Genomic DNA, 15,688 nt, shown 5'->3' with positions numbered 1-15,688 from the left:
ATACAAGCATATCGTATTTATTGAGCTAAACCGTGAAACTAAATTCAATCATTCAACAAGCAGGTACATATCAAGTAAAGCCACAGCCTAAAAAGGCAGTGAATCCTACTGTTGAAGCAGGAAATACGGCTAAGCTCAATACCGCTCAGATCAAAACCAGTGAAAAGGGCATTGCGTTGGTGGAGCAGTTCCAATCTCAGCAACGCTCTACTATCTACGACCGCCCTAACTTTCGTACTGGACAAGCAATTAGTGAATACAAAGCAATTGCAACCGAAGCAAGACGAGATGAGATCAAAAGTATGATTGGCGTTTCTGTTTACGCGTAATATCTCTTCCAAGACTCGAGAAAAAGAAGGTCCGCAAATGCTGACCTTCTTTGTTTTTGAAAGTAAATGAAGATTTTTACTTTTTTATAAATCCAATCAGTTTATCAGCAATTGCAGTATTGTTTTGCGAGCCGATAAACGCTTCTTTACCTTTACCATGGGCAAACACTTGTACATCGATAGCGGTGTGACCACCCGTTGTCCAACCAGTGAAAGATGCATCACTAATTGCCTCTTTTACGACAACACTAAGCGCCTTCGGACCTTGTGAAAGTGCTTCTTTTACTTTTAGCTCAGTCGCACTGTCATATTCGAGACCTGTGAGATCTTGCCATGTTGCTTTAACGTCTTTTGTCTTTGCGAGTGCTTTTGCTATCTCGCCCGCTGAACCTTTCACTTTAGCGATAATATCACGCTCCCAGCGATACTGACCATTCGCACCAAGCGTTAATCCACCGGTAGAGTGATCTGCTGTGATCACCAAGATAGTGTCAGGGTTGTTATCGACAAAAGCCTTTGCCAACTTAATTGACTCTACAAAGTCGTCCATTTCATGCATAGCACAAGCGATATCATTAGCATGTCCACACCAGTCAATCTGACTACCTTCAATCATTAAGAAGAAGCCTTTATCATTCTGGTTTTCCAATAATGATAATGCCGTTTTAGTCATTTTAGTTAGGCGCTGCGGCTCTTCATCAATTGCGAATGGCAGACCTACTTCTGCGAACAGACCCATCGCAGGAATTTTATTTAGCGTATCAAGCTTAGATAAAGCATCGACGTATTGATAACCTGCGTCTTTAAATTCATTAACTAGGTTTCTATCTTCACGAATGAAGTATTTAGTGCCCCCACCAAGCATAAGATCTACAGGTAATTTTCCTGCGATTTTATTGTCGATGTAATCATTGGCAATGTCGTCATAGTTACGACGTGATTCATTATGAGACGCGAAACTTGCAGGTGTTGCGTGGTTGATTTGCGATGTCGCAACAAGCGCGGTTGTTTTACCTTTTCTTTTCGCCACTTCAAGCATCGTTTCCAAATGTTCTTTATGGGTATCTACCGCAATTGCGCCATTATAGCTTTTAGTTCCTGTACTTAAGGCGGTTGCGCCCGCAGCACTGTCTGTTACAACCGTGTCGTCGTCTGGGTAAGTATGCGCCATACCTACCAAAATAGAGTCAAAAACCGTTGGGTCAACCACTTTCGTTGAAGGGTCATCTTTAAAATAACGGTAGCCCGTAGTGTAAGCCGGCCCCATGCCGTCGCCAATCATATAAATAATGTTTTTTGGAGCAGCCAATGTCGGAGCCGCAAATACTAATCCAACAAATGAGGCCAAAAGGCTAGTTTTGAAATTCATTGTTATTCCCGTGTACTTATTGTGATAGAGGTATGTGATTCTCTACTATTTGATCGATTTAAAACACATTCTTAATAGAATGGATGTTCGATAAAAATATTTTCAACAAATCAAAGTAGTAAGTTCAAATATGTCACGGTAAGATGATAAATCAATGATGGTACAATGAACACTAAAAGAATTCGTCGATGTCTCTATATGCGATAAAAGAACAAAAAATCGGGCCATTCTCCTACCAAAGCTGGGGAGAGGGAAAGCAAACCGTTATCTACCTTCATGGTTGGCAAGACAACAGCAACAGTTTTGTACCGTTTGCGCCATTTTGCAATACACAGTACACACATATCGCACTTGACTTAGCAGGTCATGGACACTCCGATTGGAAAAGTGCCGACGCCTTTTATTACTTTATCGATTATGTCTATGACTTAAAGTGCTTTTTAGATTTAGCACAGATCAAAACGTGCCATATTGTTGGCCATTCTATGGGGGCAATGATAGCTAACTTGTTTGCAAGCTGCTATCCAACACGTTGTTTATCGTTGGTACTAATCGAGGGAATAGGGATCGTGAGTACCTCAGAGAGTGATACCAAAACCCAGCTCATTAATGCGTTTAATTCCCGAGATAAATTAAAACAATCTGAACCACGGGTTTATCCTGATATAAATACACTTGCGCAACTGCGTAGTAAAATCAGTGATGTTTCTTTAGAAATAGCGGCGCTGCTTGTGACAAGAAATACTCAGCCGCATCCTGATGGTGTGCAACTTAGATTGGATCCCCGACTAAAGCATCACTCCGGATTTAGGTATTCCATCTCTCAAGCAAAATCGGCGATTAATGGGATATCCATTCCAACCTTATTGGTGTTAGCGGAACAAGGCTATGACATGATTGTCAGACAATATAGTCAATTTAAAGGCTGTTTCGATTCACTCAAGCTTGAGAAAATACCTGGCGGCCACCATTGCCATATGGAAAACCCGGAAATTTGCTATAAGCTAATTGAGGCACACCAAAACTGCGACAAAACATCGTTTACAACTGAAGGAGCGTAAAGAATAAACTAATCATGGAAAGAAAAGTTCACAAAGAGCGCTAAAGCCCACGTTTCAACAGCATCTAGATTGTAAATCCTCAGATATTGTGGGAATATGGCGTTTTTAGAGTATTTGCTCAATTGTTAAAGTGCCTTACATCGTTTATGGTTTAGGGTGAATATAAAAATAACGAGAACACAGGAGCTAAGAGTGGAAAAAATCTGGCTTAAGCGCTACCCAGAAGGTATGCCTGAAACTATCGACCCAGAGCATTACAACTCATTGCTTGAATTATTTGAAAAAAGTTTTGCAGATTATGCTCAGTATCCAGCCTACACCAATATGGGTAAGACGCTGACTTATCAGCAAGTTGATGAAAAAACCAAAGCAGTTGCTAGTTATATACAAAATGAATTGAAACTTGGCCGTGGCGATAAAGTAGCGGTCATGATGCCAAACTTGTTGCAAACTCCAGTTACTATTTTAGGTGTGCTACGTGCTGGCTGTACGGTTGTAAACGTTAATCCGCTATACACCGTGCGCGAATTAGAGCATCAGCTAAATGACTCCGAGTCAAAAGCTATCTTTATTCTTGCAAACTTTGCCCATACACTGGAGCAAGCCTTACCAAAAACCAGTGTGAAGCATGTAGTGCTGACAGAAATTGGTGACATGTTAGGTGGCTTCAAAAAGCACTTGGTGAACTTTGTTGTTAAGCACTTCAAAAAAATGGTGCCTGACTTTAGCCTGCCAAATACCATTCCTTTCAAACAAGTAATTGCAGCAGATCCTGCAAAATACAGTAAACCTGATGTGACGCTAAGTGACCTTGCCTTCTTGCAGTACACTGGCGGTACAACTGGCGTATCTAAAGGCGCGATGCTGACTCATGGCAACATGGTAGCAAACCTCGAGCAGGTATCTGGCTGTTTAGATAAAGTATTAGATAAAGGAAAAGAGGTCGTTATCACGGCGCTACCGCTTTATCATATCTTTGCATTAACAGCGAACTGTTTGACCTTTATGAAGTACGGTGGTCACAATATCTTGATCACCAACCCGCGTGACATGCCTGCGTTTGTAAAAGAGCTGGCAAAGGTGCCATTTACCGCTATCACTGGTGTTAACACCTTATTTAATGGCTTGTTGAACACACCAGGTTTTGCCGACCTAGACTTTTCAACCCTGAAAATGTCTTTAGGTGGTGGTATGGCCGTACAACGCCCTGTCGCTGAGCGCTGGCAAAAGGTGACAAAATCAAAGCTGATGGAAGGGTATGGCCTTACAGAATGTGCGCCGCTAGTTACTATTTGCCCACATGATCTTGAAGCCTACAACGGTTCTATTGGTTTACCTGCACCAAGCACTGACATTAAGATTGTTGATGACAACGGCAATGAAACACCTAAAGGTGAGCCCGGTGAGTTGTGTGTTAAGGGCCCGCAGGTGATGGCTGGTTACTATAACCGTCCAGACGCAACCGCCGAATGCTTAAAAGACGGCTGGTTTGCAACTGGTGATATCGCTACTTATGATGATGATGGTTTCTTCTACATCGTTGATCGTAAAAAAGACATGATCTTAGTGTCCGGCTTTAACGTTTTCCCTAATGAAATCGAAGAAGTCGTTGCTATGCACGAAGGCGTGTTAGAAGTTGCGGCGGTTGGCGTGCCACACGAGGTTAGTGGTGAGCAAGTTAAAGTTTTTATTGTTAAAAAAGACCCATCTTTGACAGAAAAAGATATAATTGCACATTGCCGAGATAATCTAACGAACTATAAAGTACCAAAGCTAGTTGAGTTTAGAGATGAACTGCCAAAGACTAACGTTGGTAAAATACTGCGTAGAGCGTTAAAAGAATAACAAATAGAGCCGGCACTAGCCGGCTTTTTTATAGCTAGTATGATATGGCTAGTTATGTAAATTGCATGGGAGTAACAGTGCAGTATCAAGTTATTGAAAGCCAAACAGCACTAGATGAATTTGTCTTGTCTATTTCGAAAGCCAAAGTGCTCGCCGTCGACACCGAATTCATGCGTCGCCGCACCCTATACCCAGAAATTGCTCTGTTACAGATCTTTGATGGTAATCACCTTGCCCTTATCGATCCACTAGCCGATATAGATTTTAGTGAGCTGTGGACATTATTTTCCGATACTAGTGTTTTAAAAGTACTTCATTCTCCATCAGAAGATATCGAAGTATTTCTAAAGTTTGCAGGTTTTATCCCATCACCAATATTCGATACCCAGTTTGCTTTACAGTTGTTAGGTGAGGGTAGTTGTATTGGTTTTGCTAATATGGTGAAGCAACTTAGAGACGTGGACATTGACAAAAGTGAATCCAGAACAGATTGGTTACGCCGCCCTTTAACTCAAAGCCAATTAGATTACGCCGCCTCCGATGTATATCATTTACTACCATGTTTTGAGACTATTCAAGCTCGAGTAAATGAAAAGCAGCTATTTAACATAGTGCTTCAAGAGAGTGAGTTGCTAGCCCAAAAGAGAAGCTTCCGTCAACCAGATGAAGTGCTTTATCTCGATGTCAAAAACGTGTGGCAACTTAAGCCTAGAGATCTTGCTACCCTACAAGAACTTGCAGCGTGGCGCAGAGCCAAGGCAGAGAAAAAGAACTTAGCGCTAAACTTCGTGCTTAAAGAACATAACATGGTAGAAATTGCCAAACGTCGTCCAAGCTCACTGGGCAGTTTGCGCAATGTTCCAGGTGTTGAACCAATGGAAGTCAATCGCTCTGGTAAAGAAATTCTTGCCTGTATAGAAAAAGCAAAAGAAGTGAGTGAACAAGATTGTCCACAGCGCGTGAGAAGACTTATCGACTTTAAAGGTTACAAAGCAGCATGCAAGGATATCAAGCAGGTTATCGCCGAAGTTGCCAAAACTAACGATATTCCGGTTGATGTGTTTGCTTCGAAAAAACAAATCAATCAGGTGATCAGCTGGTCTTGGAAAAAGTCACCGGAAGAAAAGCAATTACTGATGAAACCCGATCTTGCTTTAGGCTGGAGAGCTGAGCTTGTTGGAGATAAGTTAGATAGTTGGTGGCAGTAGCAGCACTCCTGTCGAATAAAAGGTGAAAGATAAAAAGCGAAAGCGATAGTAACATCCACCTTCTTAAGAAGGTGGATGATACTAAACTAGTCTTTTGGTTGTTCGATACCAAAGTACACGCAATGTAACACAGGTAATACAATCAACGTCAGTATGGTCGCAAAACCAAGACCGAACATTATGGTGACCGCCATGGATTGGAAGAACACGTCAAATAATAGCGGGATCATACCCAATATGGTTGTGATAGCAGCCATAGACACCGGCCTTACACGACTTACACCAGAATCAAATACCGCTTGGTAAGGGGACTTACCAGAGTCAATTTCGATATTTATTTGATCCATCAGTACAATACCATTTTTAATCAACATGCCGGATAAACTGAGCAAGCCTAATAGTGCCATAAAGCTAAATGGTGCTTGTAGTAATACGAGGCCTGCCGTTACCCCAATAATAGCAAGCGGCACGGTAGACCAGATCACTAATGGTTTTTTCACCGAGTTAAAGAGTAATACAGTGATCATAAACATCGCTAAATAACCGATTGGTAATGAGCCAAAAATAGCTTTCTTCGCTTTGCTTGACGACTCATACTCGCCGCCCCATTGCATTTCGTACCCTTGGGGTAGTTCAATGGCTTCGATATCCGCCTTCACTCTTGCAAATAACTTCGCTGGGGTTTCATCACCTATCACGTCATGATCAGCCATTACCGTGATGGTACGTTTGCGGTCGCGGCGCATGATCAGGCTATCTTCCCAAGTGACACTAAAATCATCCACGATTTGTGAAACTGGCACGTAAACGCTAAGGACAGGGCTGAATATTTGTAAGTCACCAAGGTTTTCAACATTGAGTCTCTCTTCCTCAGGAGAGCGTGCAATGATAGGCAACAGTTGCGTACCATCTCGATATAACCCTACCTTGTTACCTGACACCGAAGTAAGTAGCAACTGATCTAAGTCAGATTTACTGATCCCCAAACGACGCGCCTTCAATTCATTAAATTGTGGGCGGATCAACTTGGTTCTTTGTCGCCAGTTATCACGAATATTAAACGCTTTATCGTCCTGGCTGATAATACCTTTGGCTTCTTCAGCTAGTTGGCGTAACACAACAGGATCTGGTCCCGAGAACCTAGCCTCAATTTTTGCGTCGGTTGAAGGACCAATTTCCATGCGCTTTATTTTGAGACGTCCGTCTAGCTCATTTTCAAGCTCATAATCGCGAAGCTTAGCAATCATAGCCACTACAGCTTCTCGGTCTTTTACACGTACAATTAACTGACCATAAGCGTCATATTGTTTTTCCGGCGAATAGGTCAACATAAAACGAGGCGCACCTTGACCAATCGTTGCCGTTACTTCGTTAACCATAGGATCGGCCAGTAAAAAGGATTCAATTTTCTCAACATTTTGCGCCGTGCTGCGTATATCTGCACCTTGATAATGCCAATAATCCACATAGAACATCGGTGTATTTGAAGCCGGGAAGAAGGACTGCTTAACTGATTTAAAGCCAACAACTGCAGCCACTAATAGCAGTACCATAGAAATAATGGTAATAGCGCGATTTTTAAGGCAGAAGGTAAGCATGGATTTATACACAGTGAAGATCACACCTTTATAGGGGTCGTCTTCTTCGCTGGTATCTGATGACTTTTCCTTCGGTCCTTTAAACATCATATTGGCAAAAAATGGTGTCAGTGTGATTGCCGTTACCCAGCTTAGTAGTAATGAAATTAACAACACCCAAAATAAAGAACCAGCAAATTCACCACTGGCATCTGAGCTTAAACCAATCGGCGCGAAAGCGGTGATCCCGATAACGGTTGCGCCAAGAAGTGGCCATTTTGTCTGTTCAACAATGTTCACAGCAGCTTTTACTTTAGATTGACCCCGTTTAATGTTAATCAAAATGCCTTCTGTCACTACAATGGCATTATCGACTAGCATCCCCAGAGCAATGATCAAAGCACCTAATGAAATACGCTGTAAATCAATGGCGAATATCTTCATAAAGATAAAGGTACCTAGCACAGTAATAAGCAAAATACCGCCGATTAAAATACCACTCTTTACACCCATAAAGATAAGCAGAACGATAATTACAATGGCAACGGCCTCTAAAAGGCTAACGATGAAACCGTCAACCGAGGTTTCTACTTCTGTTGGTTGATTGTAAACCGTGTTGATCGTAATACCGTATGGGCGCTGATATTCTAGTTGCTGTAAGTGATGTTCAATTTCTTTACCCACCTCAACAACATTTACACCAGAGGTAAAAGAAACCCCAACCAGCAGTGCACGTTTTTGATCAAAACGTGTAATATGATTCGGCACTTCTGCATATTCGCGTGTCACTTTTGCCACGTCACCCAAATAAATAAGCTCTTTGGCGCCCGGCTTTGAGATAAGTAACCCCTCTAGCTCAGCAACGTCTGTAAACTCACCAGTAGGGTGTAGGCGAATAGACTCGTCTCCAACTCGTATTTTACCCGCATTAGATACCGTATTTTGAGCTTGTAACAACGAGAAAATGTAGCTAGGCGCAATACCTAGTTGTGACAGTTTTTGTGTTGATATTTCGACGATCACTTGCGCTTGCTGCTCACCCGCAACAGTAACCTTACTCACACCTTCAACTAGCACTAATTCGCGCTTCAAAAAGTCAACGTAATCTTTTAGTTCATCATACGAATAGCCTTCGCCAGTTATCGCGTAGAGTTCACCGTAAACATCAGCAAAATCGTCGATAACGCTTGGCGGCCTAACACCTGGCGGTAGCTTCTGCGAGAGATCATTTACTTTACGGCGCAGCTCATCCCAGATCTGTTGTAAGTCTTTCTTACGGTACTTACTCTTCATCTCAACAGTGATCTGCGACTTACCGGGAGAAGAAATCGAAGTTACATAATCAACATAAGGCAGAGACTGAATTGCATTTTCAATCGGGAAGGTGACTTCCTCTTCCACTTGTTGTGGCGATGCACCAGGATACATGGTCACGACCATGGCTTTTTTTAGCGTAAATTCAGGATCTTCTAGTTGACCTAAGCCCAAATAGGATACCGCTCCAGCAATAAGCAGGAGCAAGGCAAACATCCAACTGATAACCTTATTCTCAATTGACCATTTGGCTAAACTCATATTACAGACCTCTTTCTTTAGTCCAAGGTCTCACTTTTGCGCCTTCTTGCAAGTAATGCACGCCCGCAGCAACAATTTCTTCACTAGGTTCAAGACCCGACAATACCTCAATACCGGTATGATTAAGTTGACCAACGGTGACTTCGCGTTTTGTTACGGTCTGCTTATCGCTTTGATATACCCAAACGTAACTATTTCCCTCTGTGCCTTGCTTTTTATCGGAGAATACTGCTTGGTTAGGTACGATGATTGCCGTATTTTCACGGTTCGTAATTTTGCTTGGGTCAACGTAAACATGGCCAGTCATACCTGCGAACAAATTGAAGTCCTCGGGGATTGGAAGACTAAATACGACTTTGTAGGTTAAGGTTGCAGGGTCTGCCTGCGTATCCCATTCCTTAATCGTAAGCGGGTAAGACTTACTTGGGTAGCCATCAAAGACAACAGTCGGTTTGTAATCAGAATCTTTATCAACACGTGCAACGATGCGCTCAGGAACTTGAATAACCACATCCATCATATCGCGTGTTTCAAGGCGAAGAATATTTTGCTTTGCTACGACGTTTTCGTAATTTTTGACAAATACCTTGGCAACAGTACCACTAAACGGTGCTCTAAGTTCGCTATATTCGAGGTTTGTTTTAGCAATTTTAAATGCAGACTCGGCAACTTGCTTATCTGCATTTGCTTTATCAAACTCAGCTTTAGTCGCTATGCCTTTTTCAAATAACGGTTTAATTCTCGATAACTGCGATTTAGCCAGTTCAAATTGGGCTTTACGTTGTTCATATTGCAGGTTGAAATCTTCAGGATCAAGCTTGGCTAGCAATTGCCCCTTTTGTACGTCTTGGCCTGCGAGAACTGGAAACTCGATAAGTTCGCCATTCACACGAAAGGCAAGATAGGAGCCTTGATTTGCCACCACTTCAGCAGGGAAACTGCGAAGCGTGCTGCTATTGGGATCCGAAACCGTGTGAATTTTAACCGGACGGTTAGGGGCTTCTGTTGGGGCTTGTTCTGCTTGCTCTTGGCAGCCCACTAATAGGGTAGCCAGCACAATTCCAGAAAACACTCTTAACATATTGTTCTCCATGACAACGTCAATTTTAATGCATGCAGAATAATGGAATTACATATAAAATAAAAATTATAAAACATTCTATACTGCATAAGATTTATTTATGAAGATTTCGGACTTAGCAGCGTTTTGCACCGTTGTTGAAGCGCCTAGCCTTACCGAAGCAGCAAATAAGCTTCATAAGACACAGCCTGCGGTCTCTCAATCAATTAAAAGATTAGAACAATCTTTGGGATTTGCCCTTTTTGAGCGTGAGAAATATCGCAATGTGTTAACAGAGCAAGGTCGTCGATTTTATTTTGAAGCCGAAAAATTGCTTAATCATCATAGAGATTTGTCATTACTCGCGACTGAATTTGCGGCGGGTAATGAACCAAGCTTTAACATCTGTTACGAACCGATCGTATATCAAAACCAGATTGATCAAGTATTAGGCAATGCCTTCATTAAGTTTCCCGCAACTGAAATGAACATCTCAAGTGGTAAACGTTTTTTTGCGCTTGAGCAAGTCACACAGGGGATTGCAAACCTTGGCATAGGGCCTTGGTTTGACCTTTTTCATTCAACTGGCGATTTAGAATCAATGCCGATTGGACACGTAAAATTAGGCTTAGTCTCATTAACGGGATATATGCCACCAGAGCTTAGTTTTTCGGAGCTTGCGCAATACCCTTCTCTTGCAATGAAAGAAAGTAAATTCAAGTTTGACAGTGAGCGCTTGGCATACAGAAATAGTAATAATGTAATGAAACTCGATGACGCACTGGCAATAAAAAGATACTTATTGCAAGGTATGGGCTATGCCTTAATCGGCCTTGACCTTTGTAGAGAAGAATTAGAGTCTGGTGTTTTGCAACAAGTGAGGGTGTTCGATAGAAAGGATGAATTTGAAGCCGAGATCCACGCGTATCGTTTGCATATTTCCCACCATGGACCAGTAGCAAGATATTTTTGGGACAAATTAAAAGAGTTAAATATTCAATATGAAAAGCAGCAATCCTCAACAAGAACTCGCTGAAAAAGTCTTCACCGTAATTGGCGGTATCCCATTTGGAAAAGTTGCGTCGTATGGGCAAATAGCGAGATTAGCAGGCTCCCCAAAACATGCGAGAAAAGTAGGTCAATTGCTGAAAAACCTACCAAACGGTTCAACTTTACCTTGGTACAGAGTAGTAAATAGCCAACGGCGTATTTCTTTTCCTCAAGACAGTAGTAAATTTCAAGAGCAAAAATCGCGCTTGCAAGCTGAGGGCGTCACATTCTCAAATAGTAACGTGATAGCTAAACACTGTGTTTGGGAATAGTTATAAATTTAGCGTTAACTGATCCAGATAAATAGAGCAGTCGTAATTATCGTTAGTTTTTGTATATTTGAACGGGAATTATGAAACTAGCTTTATTTCCATTGCCAATATTCTTGCTTCCTGGCGGATTTACTCGCTTGCGGATCTTTGAGCAGCGCTATTTATACATGGTGAAAGAAGCCGCTAAAACAGAGCAGGGTTTTGTGTTATGCCCATACCTCGCGGACACGCAGAACAATGTGTCAAAAGAAGGCGTGCACGTTAAAATCGTCGACTTTTCACAAGATGATGATGGTCAGCTGCTCATCGATGTTGAGGCATTATCGCGCGTCGCGATCAGCAATGTGGAAGTAGACTCACAATCTTTGCGTTACGGCGATTGTGACATTATTGATGGGCCGCCATGGCAATGTAGCGAAGAAGCATTTAGTCTAGTTGACGAAACCCTTGTTGATAAGCTTCAGAGTGTTTTTATCGCCAACCCGGTCCTTGATGATTTATACCGTGACAAGCATTTTACTCAACCTCTTTGGGTTGCTTATCGTTGGTTAGAAATCTTACCTATCTCTATGACTCAAAAACTGAAAATAAAACAAGCACAAACATTTGAACAGGTGGCAGAGTTCTTACATACTGTATTAGATGAAAAATAGTGATCCTTGCCAAGTTTTCCAGCGTAATACTGCTTATAATTATAAATTGGAAGGTGAGCTATGTTAGGCCAACAGCAATCCACAGATTGCAACGTTCAATCAGGAACTCGCAAAGCAGTGCAAGAAACTCCCTCTCAAGCGTTATCAGACGCATTGGTTAAAGTTGCAGAAAAACGAGATCGCAAAGCTTTTGCATTCTTGTTCGAGTACTTTGCGCCAAAAATCAGGCGCTTTGGTGTGAAACAATTTGGGAATGATGCCCAAGCGATGGAGCTTGTACAAGATACGATGACGTCAGTATGGCGTAAAGCACACCTTTATCATCATGACAAAGGTGCAGCCACAACGTGGATCTATACTGTAATGCGTAACGCGTCGTTCGATGCACTGCGCAAGATGAAGAGTAATAAAGAAGAACACATCAGTGAAGACATCTGGCCGATAATTCAAGACTCACAAGCTGACGACGACGGTTTTCAAGATCACTTGCAAACGGCGCAAATTCAAAAATATATCAACAAGTTGCCGCCAGCACAACGAGACATAGTCAAAGGCGTGTATTTTCAAGAAATGTCTCAAGAACAATTGGCAGAGCATCTTAATATACCTGTCGGGACGGTTAAGTCACGTTTACGGCTTGCTTTACAAAAACTTCGCGCTGAAATGGGAGATCAAGCATGATTAAGCATCACCCTAATGATTCATTATTAAGCCAATTTGTCGAAGGCAACTTGCCTGCGAGTATCAGTGTTGCAATTGCAGCACATGTCGAGCTATGTCCTTGTTGCCAGAAAAAGACCCAACAGCTTGAAGCGCAAGCAGCGAGAGTTCAGCTTGGAGGAGACATTGGCTCTGCACTAAGCAGCGATTTCGAGGCGATGATGCAAGCGATAACACTGGATGACGAAATAGACGAAGTTAAAGAATATATCCAACCCACATTTAACTATCAGGGCAGGGATGTTCAGTTACCTCGGGCTATTGCGAATATCGACCGCACCAAATTTTCAGGTGTAGGCAAAATCGCCCGCTCCCGGTTATTGCTAGAAGACGGCAACTTACGCTCAAGTCTTTTACAAATTGGTGCGGAAGGCGAAATTCCAGAGCACACTCACACAGGCTTTGAAATCACCTTGTTACTTGACGGCGATTTTGCAGATGAAGCAGGGGAATACGTACCGGGCGACTTTATTTGGCAAGACGGCAAACATAATCATTCTCCGCGCACAAAAGAAGGCTGCCTGTGCTTTACCGTGGTAAGTAGTGCACTACACTTTAATAAAGGGTTAAGTAAGCTGTTAAACCCAATTGGTAAGTTGATTTATTAAAGGAATAGTTGCGAAATGAAATTTTCATCACCAATAAAAATTGGCATTAGCGCGTGTTTGGCTGGAGACAAAGTGAGATTTGACTCAGGCCACAAGCGTTCAAACTTTTGTATGGATGAATTCGCCGAACATGTTGAGTATGTGCGCTTTTGCCCGGAAGTTGCGATAGGTATGCCAATTCCAAGACCAACCATCAGACAGATCCGTGTAGGCGACATTATCAAAGTTAGTCGCCCTGATGGTAAAGAAGATGTCGCACCAAAGCTTAAGGAGTTTGGCGAAAAGGTTGCAACTTCTCAGGCACAAAGCCTTTCCGGCTTTGTGTTTTGCGCCAAAAGCCCAAGCTGTGGAATGGAGCGTGTTAAGGTCTATAACGAAGCAGGAACTGGTAACACATCTGAAGGTATTGGTATTTTTGCTGAGCAAATCATAAAACACAATCCGCTTTTACCTTGCGAGGAAAATGGTAGATTGAATGACATGCATCTCAGAGAAAACTTCGTAATGCGGGTATTCGTCTATAAAAGCTGACAGGAACTAACTCAATCGGAAAACATCGGTCTACACGAGCTGACGAATTTCCACGCCAAGCACAAATATCTGTTGATGAGCCATAATTACCAAGCCTATAAAGATTTAGGTCGTTTACTTGGTGATGGCAAGCAATTTGATAGAGACACGCTGAAACATAAATATATCAGTGGTTTGATGTCAGCACTGAGCAAGCCTGCCAATCGCAAAAATCAAGCAAACACGTTAACGCATCTACAGGGATATTTTAAGAACGAGCTTTCGAGCATCGAGAAGCAAGAGATGTGTGGCGCAATAGATGAATATCGTAAGGGTATTGTACCTTTATATGTACCGTTGACCTTACTCAAGCATCACCTTACTGTGCATCCTAAAGCGTATTTGCAAAGCCAAGTGTATTTTAACCCATACCCTAACGAACTGCGTTTAAGATTCGGAATTTAATAGTGAAAACAGCTTTTTGGTTTCGCCGTGATCTCAGGGTTTACGGCAACGAGGCTTTGATTGAAGCCGTGAATGAGGGCGCTCGCGATGCGCTCTTTTTTTATTGCAAGCCACAGTGGCAGTCACACAACGTAGCCAGTATTCAGCTCGACCTACTTGAGCGCAGATTACTTGAGCTTGGCAGCCAGCTGTGCGAATTTGGCATTACGCTACATATCATTGAAGCAAGCACATTTGCTGAGCTGCCGGCGCAGCTTCAAGTTGTTTGTGACGATAAAGGCATTGATTGCTTGTACGCGAATAAAGAGTACGAAGTAAATGAAGTGGCCCGCGATGAAGCGTGTGCAACTGTGATCACGTTAAGATTATTCGATGGCGATCTCGTTGCCAAACCGGGCTCTGTGCTTACGGGCTCCGGTGAGATGTTCAAGGTGTTTACCCCCTTTAAAAAAGCATGGTTAAAACGTTTTGTGGGGCAGCAATTTCACTTTTCTAGCTGGCCATTGGACAAACAACATAAAGCTAATTTCAAAAAGCCGGCTTTCTTCGAGATGACCAATGAATCTGAAAAGTGGCCAGCCGATGATAATGCCATTGTCACGATTGTAAACCGTTTTATTAAGGATAAACTAGCAGACTACCAAGATGATCGCGATTTCCCTGCAATTAAAGGGACTTCGGGGCTCAGCCCATACTTGGCATTAGGCATTGTGTCGCCCAAGCAGCTCATCGCGCAGATCCAACTTCATTACCCCGAAGTGCTTGAAAACCCAAGTAAGCCAGAGTTTTGTTGGGTGAACGAACTCATTTGGCGTGAATTTTATCGCCATCTTATCGTCGCTTTCCCGCGTTTATGTAAAGGTTTTAATTTCAACGATAAATATAACGCAGTTAGGTGGTGTGACGATAGCCAAGCGTTTGAGCTCTGGTGTAATGGTCAAACCGGCTACCCGATTGTCGATGCGGCAATGCGTCAGCTCAATAAAACTGGCTGGATGCACAATCGGCTACGCATGATTGTTGCGAGCTTTTTAACCAAACACTTGCTCATCGACTGGCGTAAAGGCGAAGCCTATTTTATGTCAAAATTAATAGATGGAGACCTTGCCAGTAATAATGGTGGCTGGCAGTGGGCTGCAAGTACGGGGTGTGACGCGCAGCCTTATTTTCGTATTTTTAATCCCATCACGCAGAGCGAAAAGTTTGATCCCGATGGTTCCTTTATTCGTACATATGTGCCTGAATTAAAAAATGTTCCAGCAAAGCATATTCATTTTCCTCATGACTATTTAATGGCATTTGGCGGAAAGGATGACTATGTAGAGCCGCTGGTTGATCATAAAGAAGCAAGGGCGAGAGCACTTGACGCATTTAAGGTTTAAATAG

Annotated in this window: 13 protein-coding genes and 1 pseudogene; 11 read left to right on the top strand and 3 right to left on the bottom strand. The window is 42.5% G+C overall.

The genetic code is table 11. The annotated features are described in order from the left end of the window. Positions 1-32: 32 nt before the first annotated feature. Positions 33-329, top strand: a complete 297-nt coding sequence (locus PPIS_RS24380) for a hypothetical protein (RefSeq protein WP_010377163.1) — start codon at positions 33-35, stop codon at positions 327-329. Positions 330-405: 76 nt separating this feature from the next. On the opposite strand, the gene PPIS_RS24375 is transcribed toward PPIS_RS24380, so the two are convergent. Beyond that, entirely contained in the window at positions 406-1,698 is a 1,293-nt protein-coding gene (locus tag PPIS_RS24375; RefSeq protein WP_010377165.1) for an alkaline phosphatase, read from the bottom strand. Between the two features lie 188 nt (positions 1,699-1,886). Between PPIS_RS24375 and PPIS_RS24370 the strand changes: the two genes are divergently transcribed. The 3 genes from PPIS_RS24370 to rnd all read left to right on the top strand — a co-directional run bounded on the left by PPIS_RS24370 (position 1,887) and on the right by rnd (position 5,812). Then, positions 1,887-2,759: an alpha/beta fold hydrolase gene (locus PPIS_RS24370; RefSeq protein WP_010377167.1), complete on the top strand. Its 873-nt coding sequence runs from the start codon at positions 1,887-1,889 to the stop codon at positions 2,757-2,759. A 192-nt stretch (positions 2,760-2,951) separates the two neighbouring features. Continuing rightward, positions 2,952-4,604 carry a long-chain-fatty-acid--CoA ligase FadD gene (fadD, locus tag PPIS_RS24365; protein ID WP_010377169.1) on the top strand — a complete coding sequence of 551 codons (1,653 nt, stop codon included), beginning with the start codon at positions 2,952-2,954 and terminating at the stop codon, positions 4,602-4,604. Between the two features lie 77 nt (positions 4,605-4,681). Beyond that, positions 4,682-5,812, top strand: a complete 1,131-nt coding sequence (gene rnd / locus PPIS_RS24360) for a ribonuclease D (RefSeq protein WP_010377171.1) — start codon at positions 4,682-4,684, stop codon at positions 5,810-5,812. Positions 5,813-5,898: 86 nt separating this feature from the next. On the opposite strand, the gene PPIS_RS24355 is transcribed toward rnd, so the two are convergent. Then, positions 5,899-8,964: an efflux RND transporter permease subunit gene (locus PPIS_RS24355; RefSeq protein ID WP_010377173.1), complete on the bottom strand. Its 3,066-nt coding sequence runs from the start codon at positions 8,962-8,964 to the stop codon at positions 5,899-5,901. Position 8,965: 1 nt separating this feature from the next. Then, positions 8,966-10,045, bottom strand: coding sequence for an efflux RND transporter periplasmic adaptor subunit (locus PPIS_RS24350; RefSeq protein WP_010377175.1), 1,080 nt, complete (start codon positions 10,043-10,045; stop codon positions 8,966-8,968). A gap of 100 nt (positions 10,046-10,145) precedes the next feature. Between PPIS_RS24350 and PPIS_RS24345 the strand changes: the two genes are divergently transcribed. The 7 genes and pseudogenes from PPIS_RS24345 to phrB all read left to right on the top strand — a co-directional run bounded on the left by PPIS_RS24345 (position 10,146) and on the right by phrB (position 15,684). After that, complete coding sequence (locus PPIS_RS24345) at positions 10,146-11,060, top strand: LysR family transcriptional regulator (protein WP_010377177.1); 915 nt, start codon at positions 10,146-10,148, stop codon at positions 11,058-11,060. After that, positions 11,026-11,346 (top strand): MGMT family protein, encoded by a 321-nt coding sequence (locus PPIS_RS24340; RefSeq protein WP_010377180.1) that lies wholly within the window; start codon positions 11,026-11,028, stop codon positions 11,344-11,346. Before PPIS_RS24345 ends, PPIS_RS24340 begins: the two co-directional genes overlap by 35 nt. An 80-nt stretch (positions 11,347-11,426) precedes the next feature. Then, a complete protein-coding gene (locus PPIS_RS24335; protein ID WP_010377182.1) occupies positions 11,427-11,999 on the top strand; it encodes an LON peptidase substrate-binding domain-containing protein in 573 nt (190 codons plus the stop codon). A 60-nt stretch (positions 12,000-12,059) separates the two neighbouring features. Continuing rightward, positions 12,060-12,680 (top strand): sigma-70 family RNA polymerase sigma factor, encoded by a 621-nt coding sequence (locus tag PPIS_RS24330; protein WP_010377183.1) that lies wholly within the window; start codon positions 12,060-12,062, stop codon positions 12,678-12,680. Continuing rightward, on the top strand, positions 12,677-13,327 hold the full coding sequence (locus tag PPIS_RS24325; protein ID WP_010377186.1) for a ChrR family anti-sigma-E factor: 651 nt from the start codon (positions 12,677-12,679) through the stop codon (positions 13,325-13,327). The genes PPIS_RS24330 and PPIS_RS24325 overlap by 4 nt, the downstream gene beginning before the upstream one ends. Positions 13,328-13,342: 15 nt before the next feature. After that, positions 13,343-14,302, top strand: a pseudogene (locus tag PPIS_RS24320) (YbgA family protein). 2 nt (positions 14,303-14,304) lie between these two features. Then, positions 14,305-15,684, top strand: coding sequence for a deoxyribodipyrimidine photo-lyase (gene phrB, locus PPIS_RS24315; RefSeq protein WP_010377188.1), 1,380 nt, complete (start codon positions 14,305-14,307; stop codon positions 15,682-15,684). The last annotated feature ends 4 nt before the right edge of the window (positions 15,685-15,688 follow it).

The organism is Pseudoalteromonas piscicida, assembly GCF_000238315.3.
GTDB classification, from domain to species: Bacteria; Pseudomonadota; Gammaproteobacteria; order Enterobacterales; family Alteromonadaceae; genus Pseudoalteromonas; species Pseudoalteromonas piscicida.
This window is presented reverse-complemented; position numbering and strand designations above follow the sequence as displayed.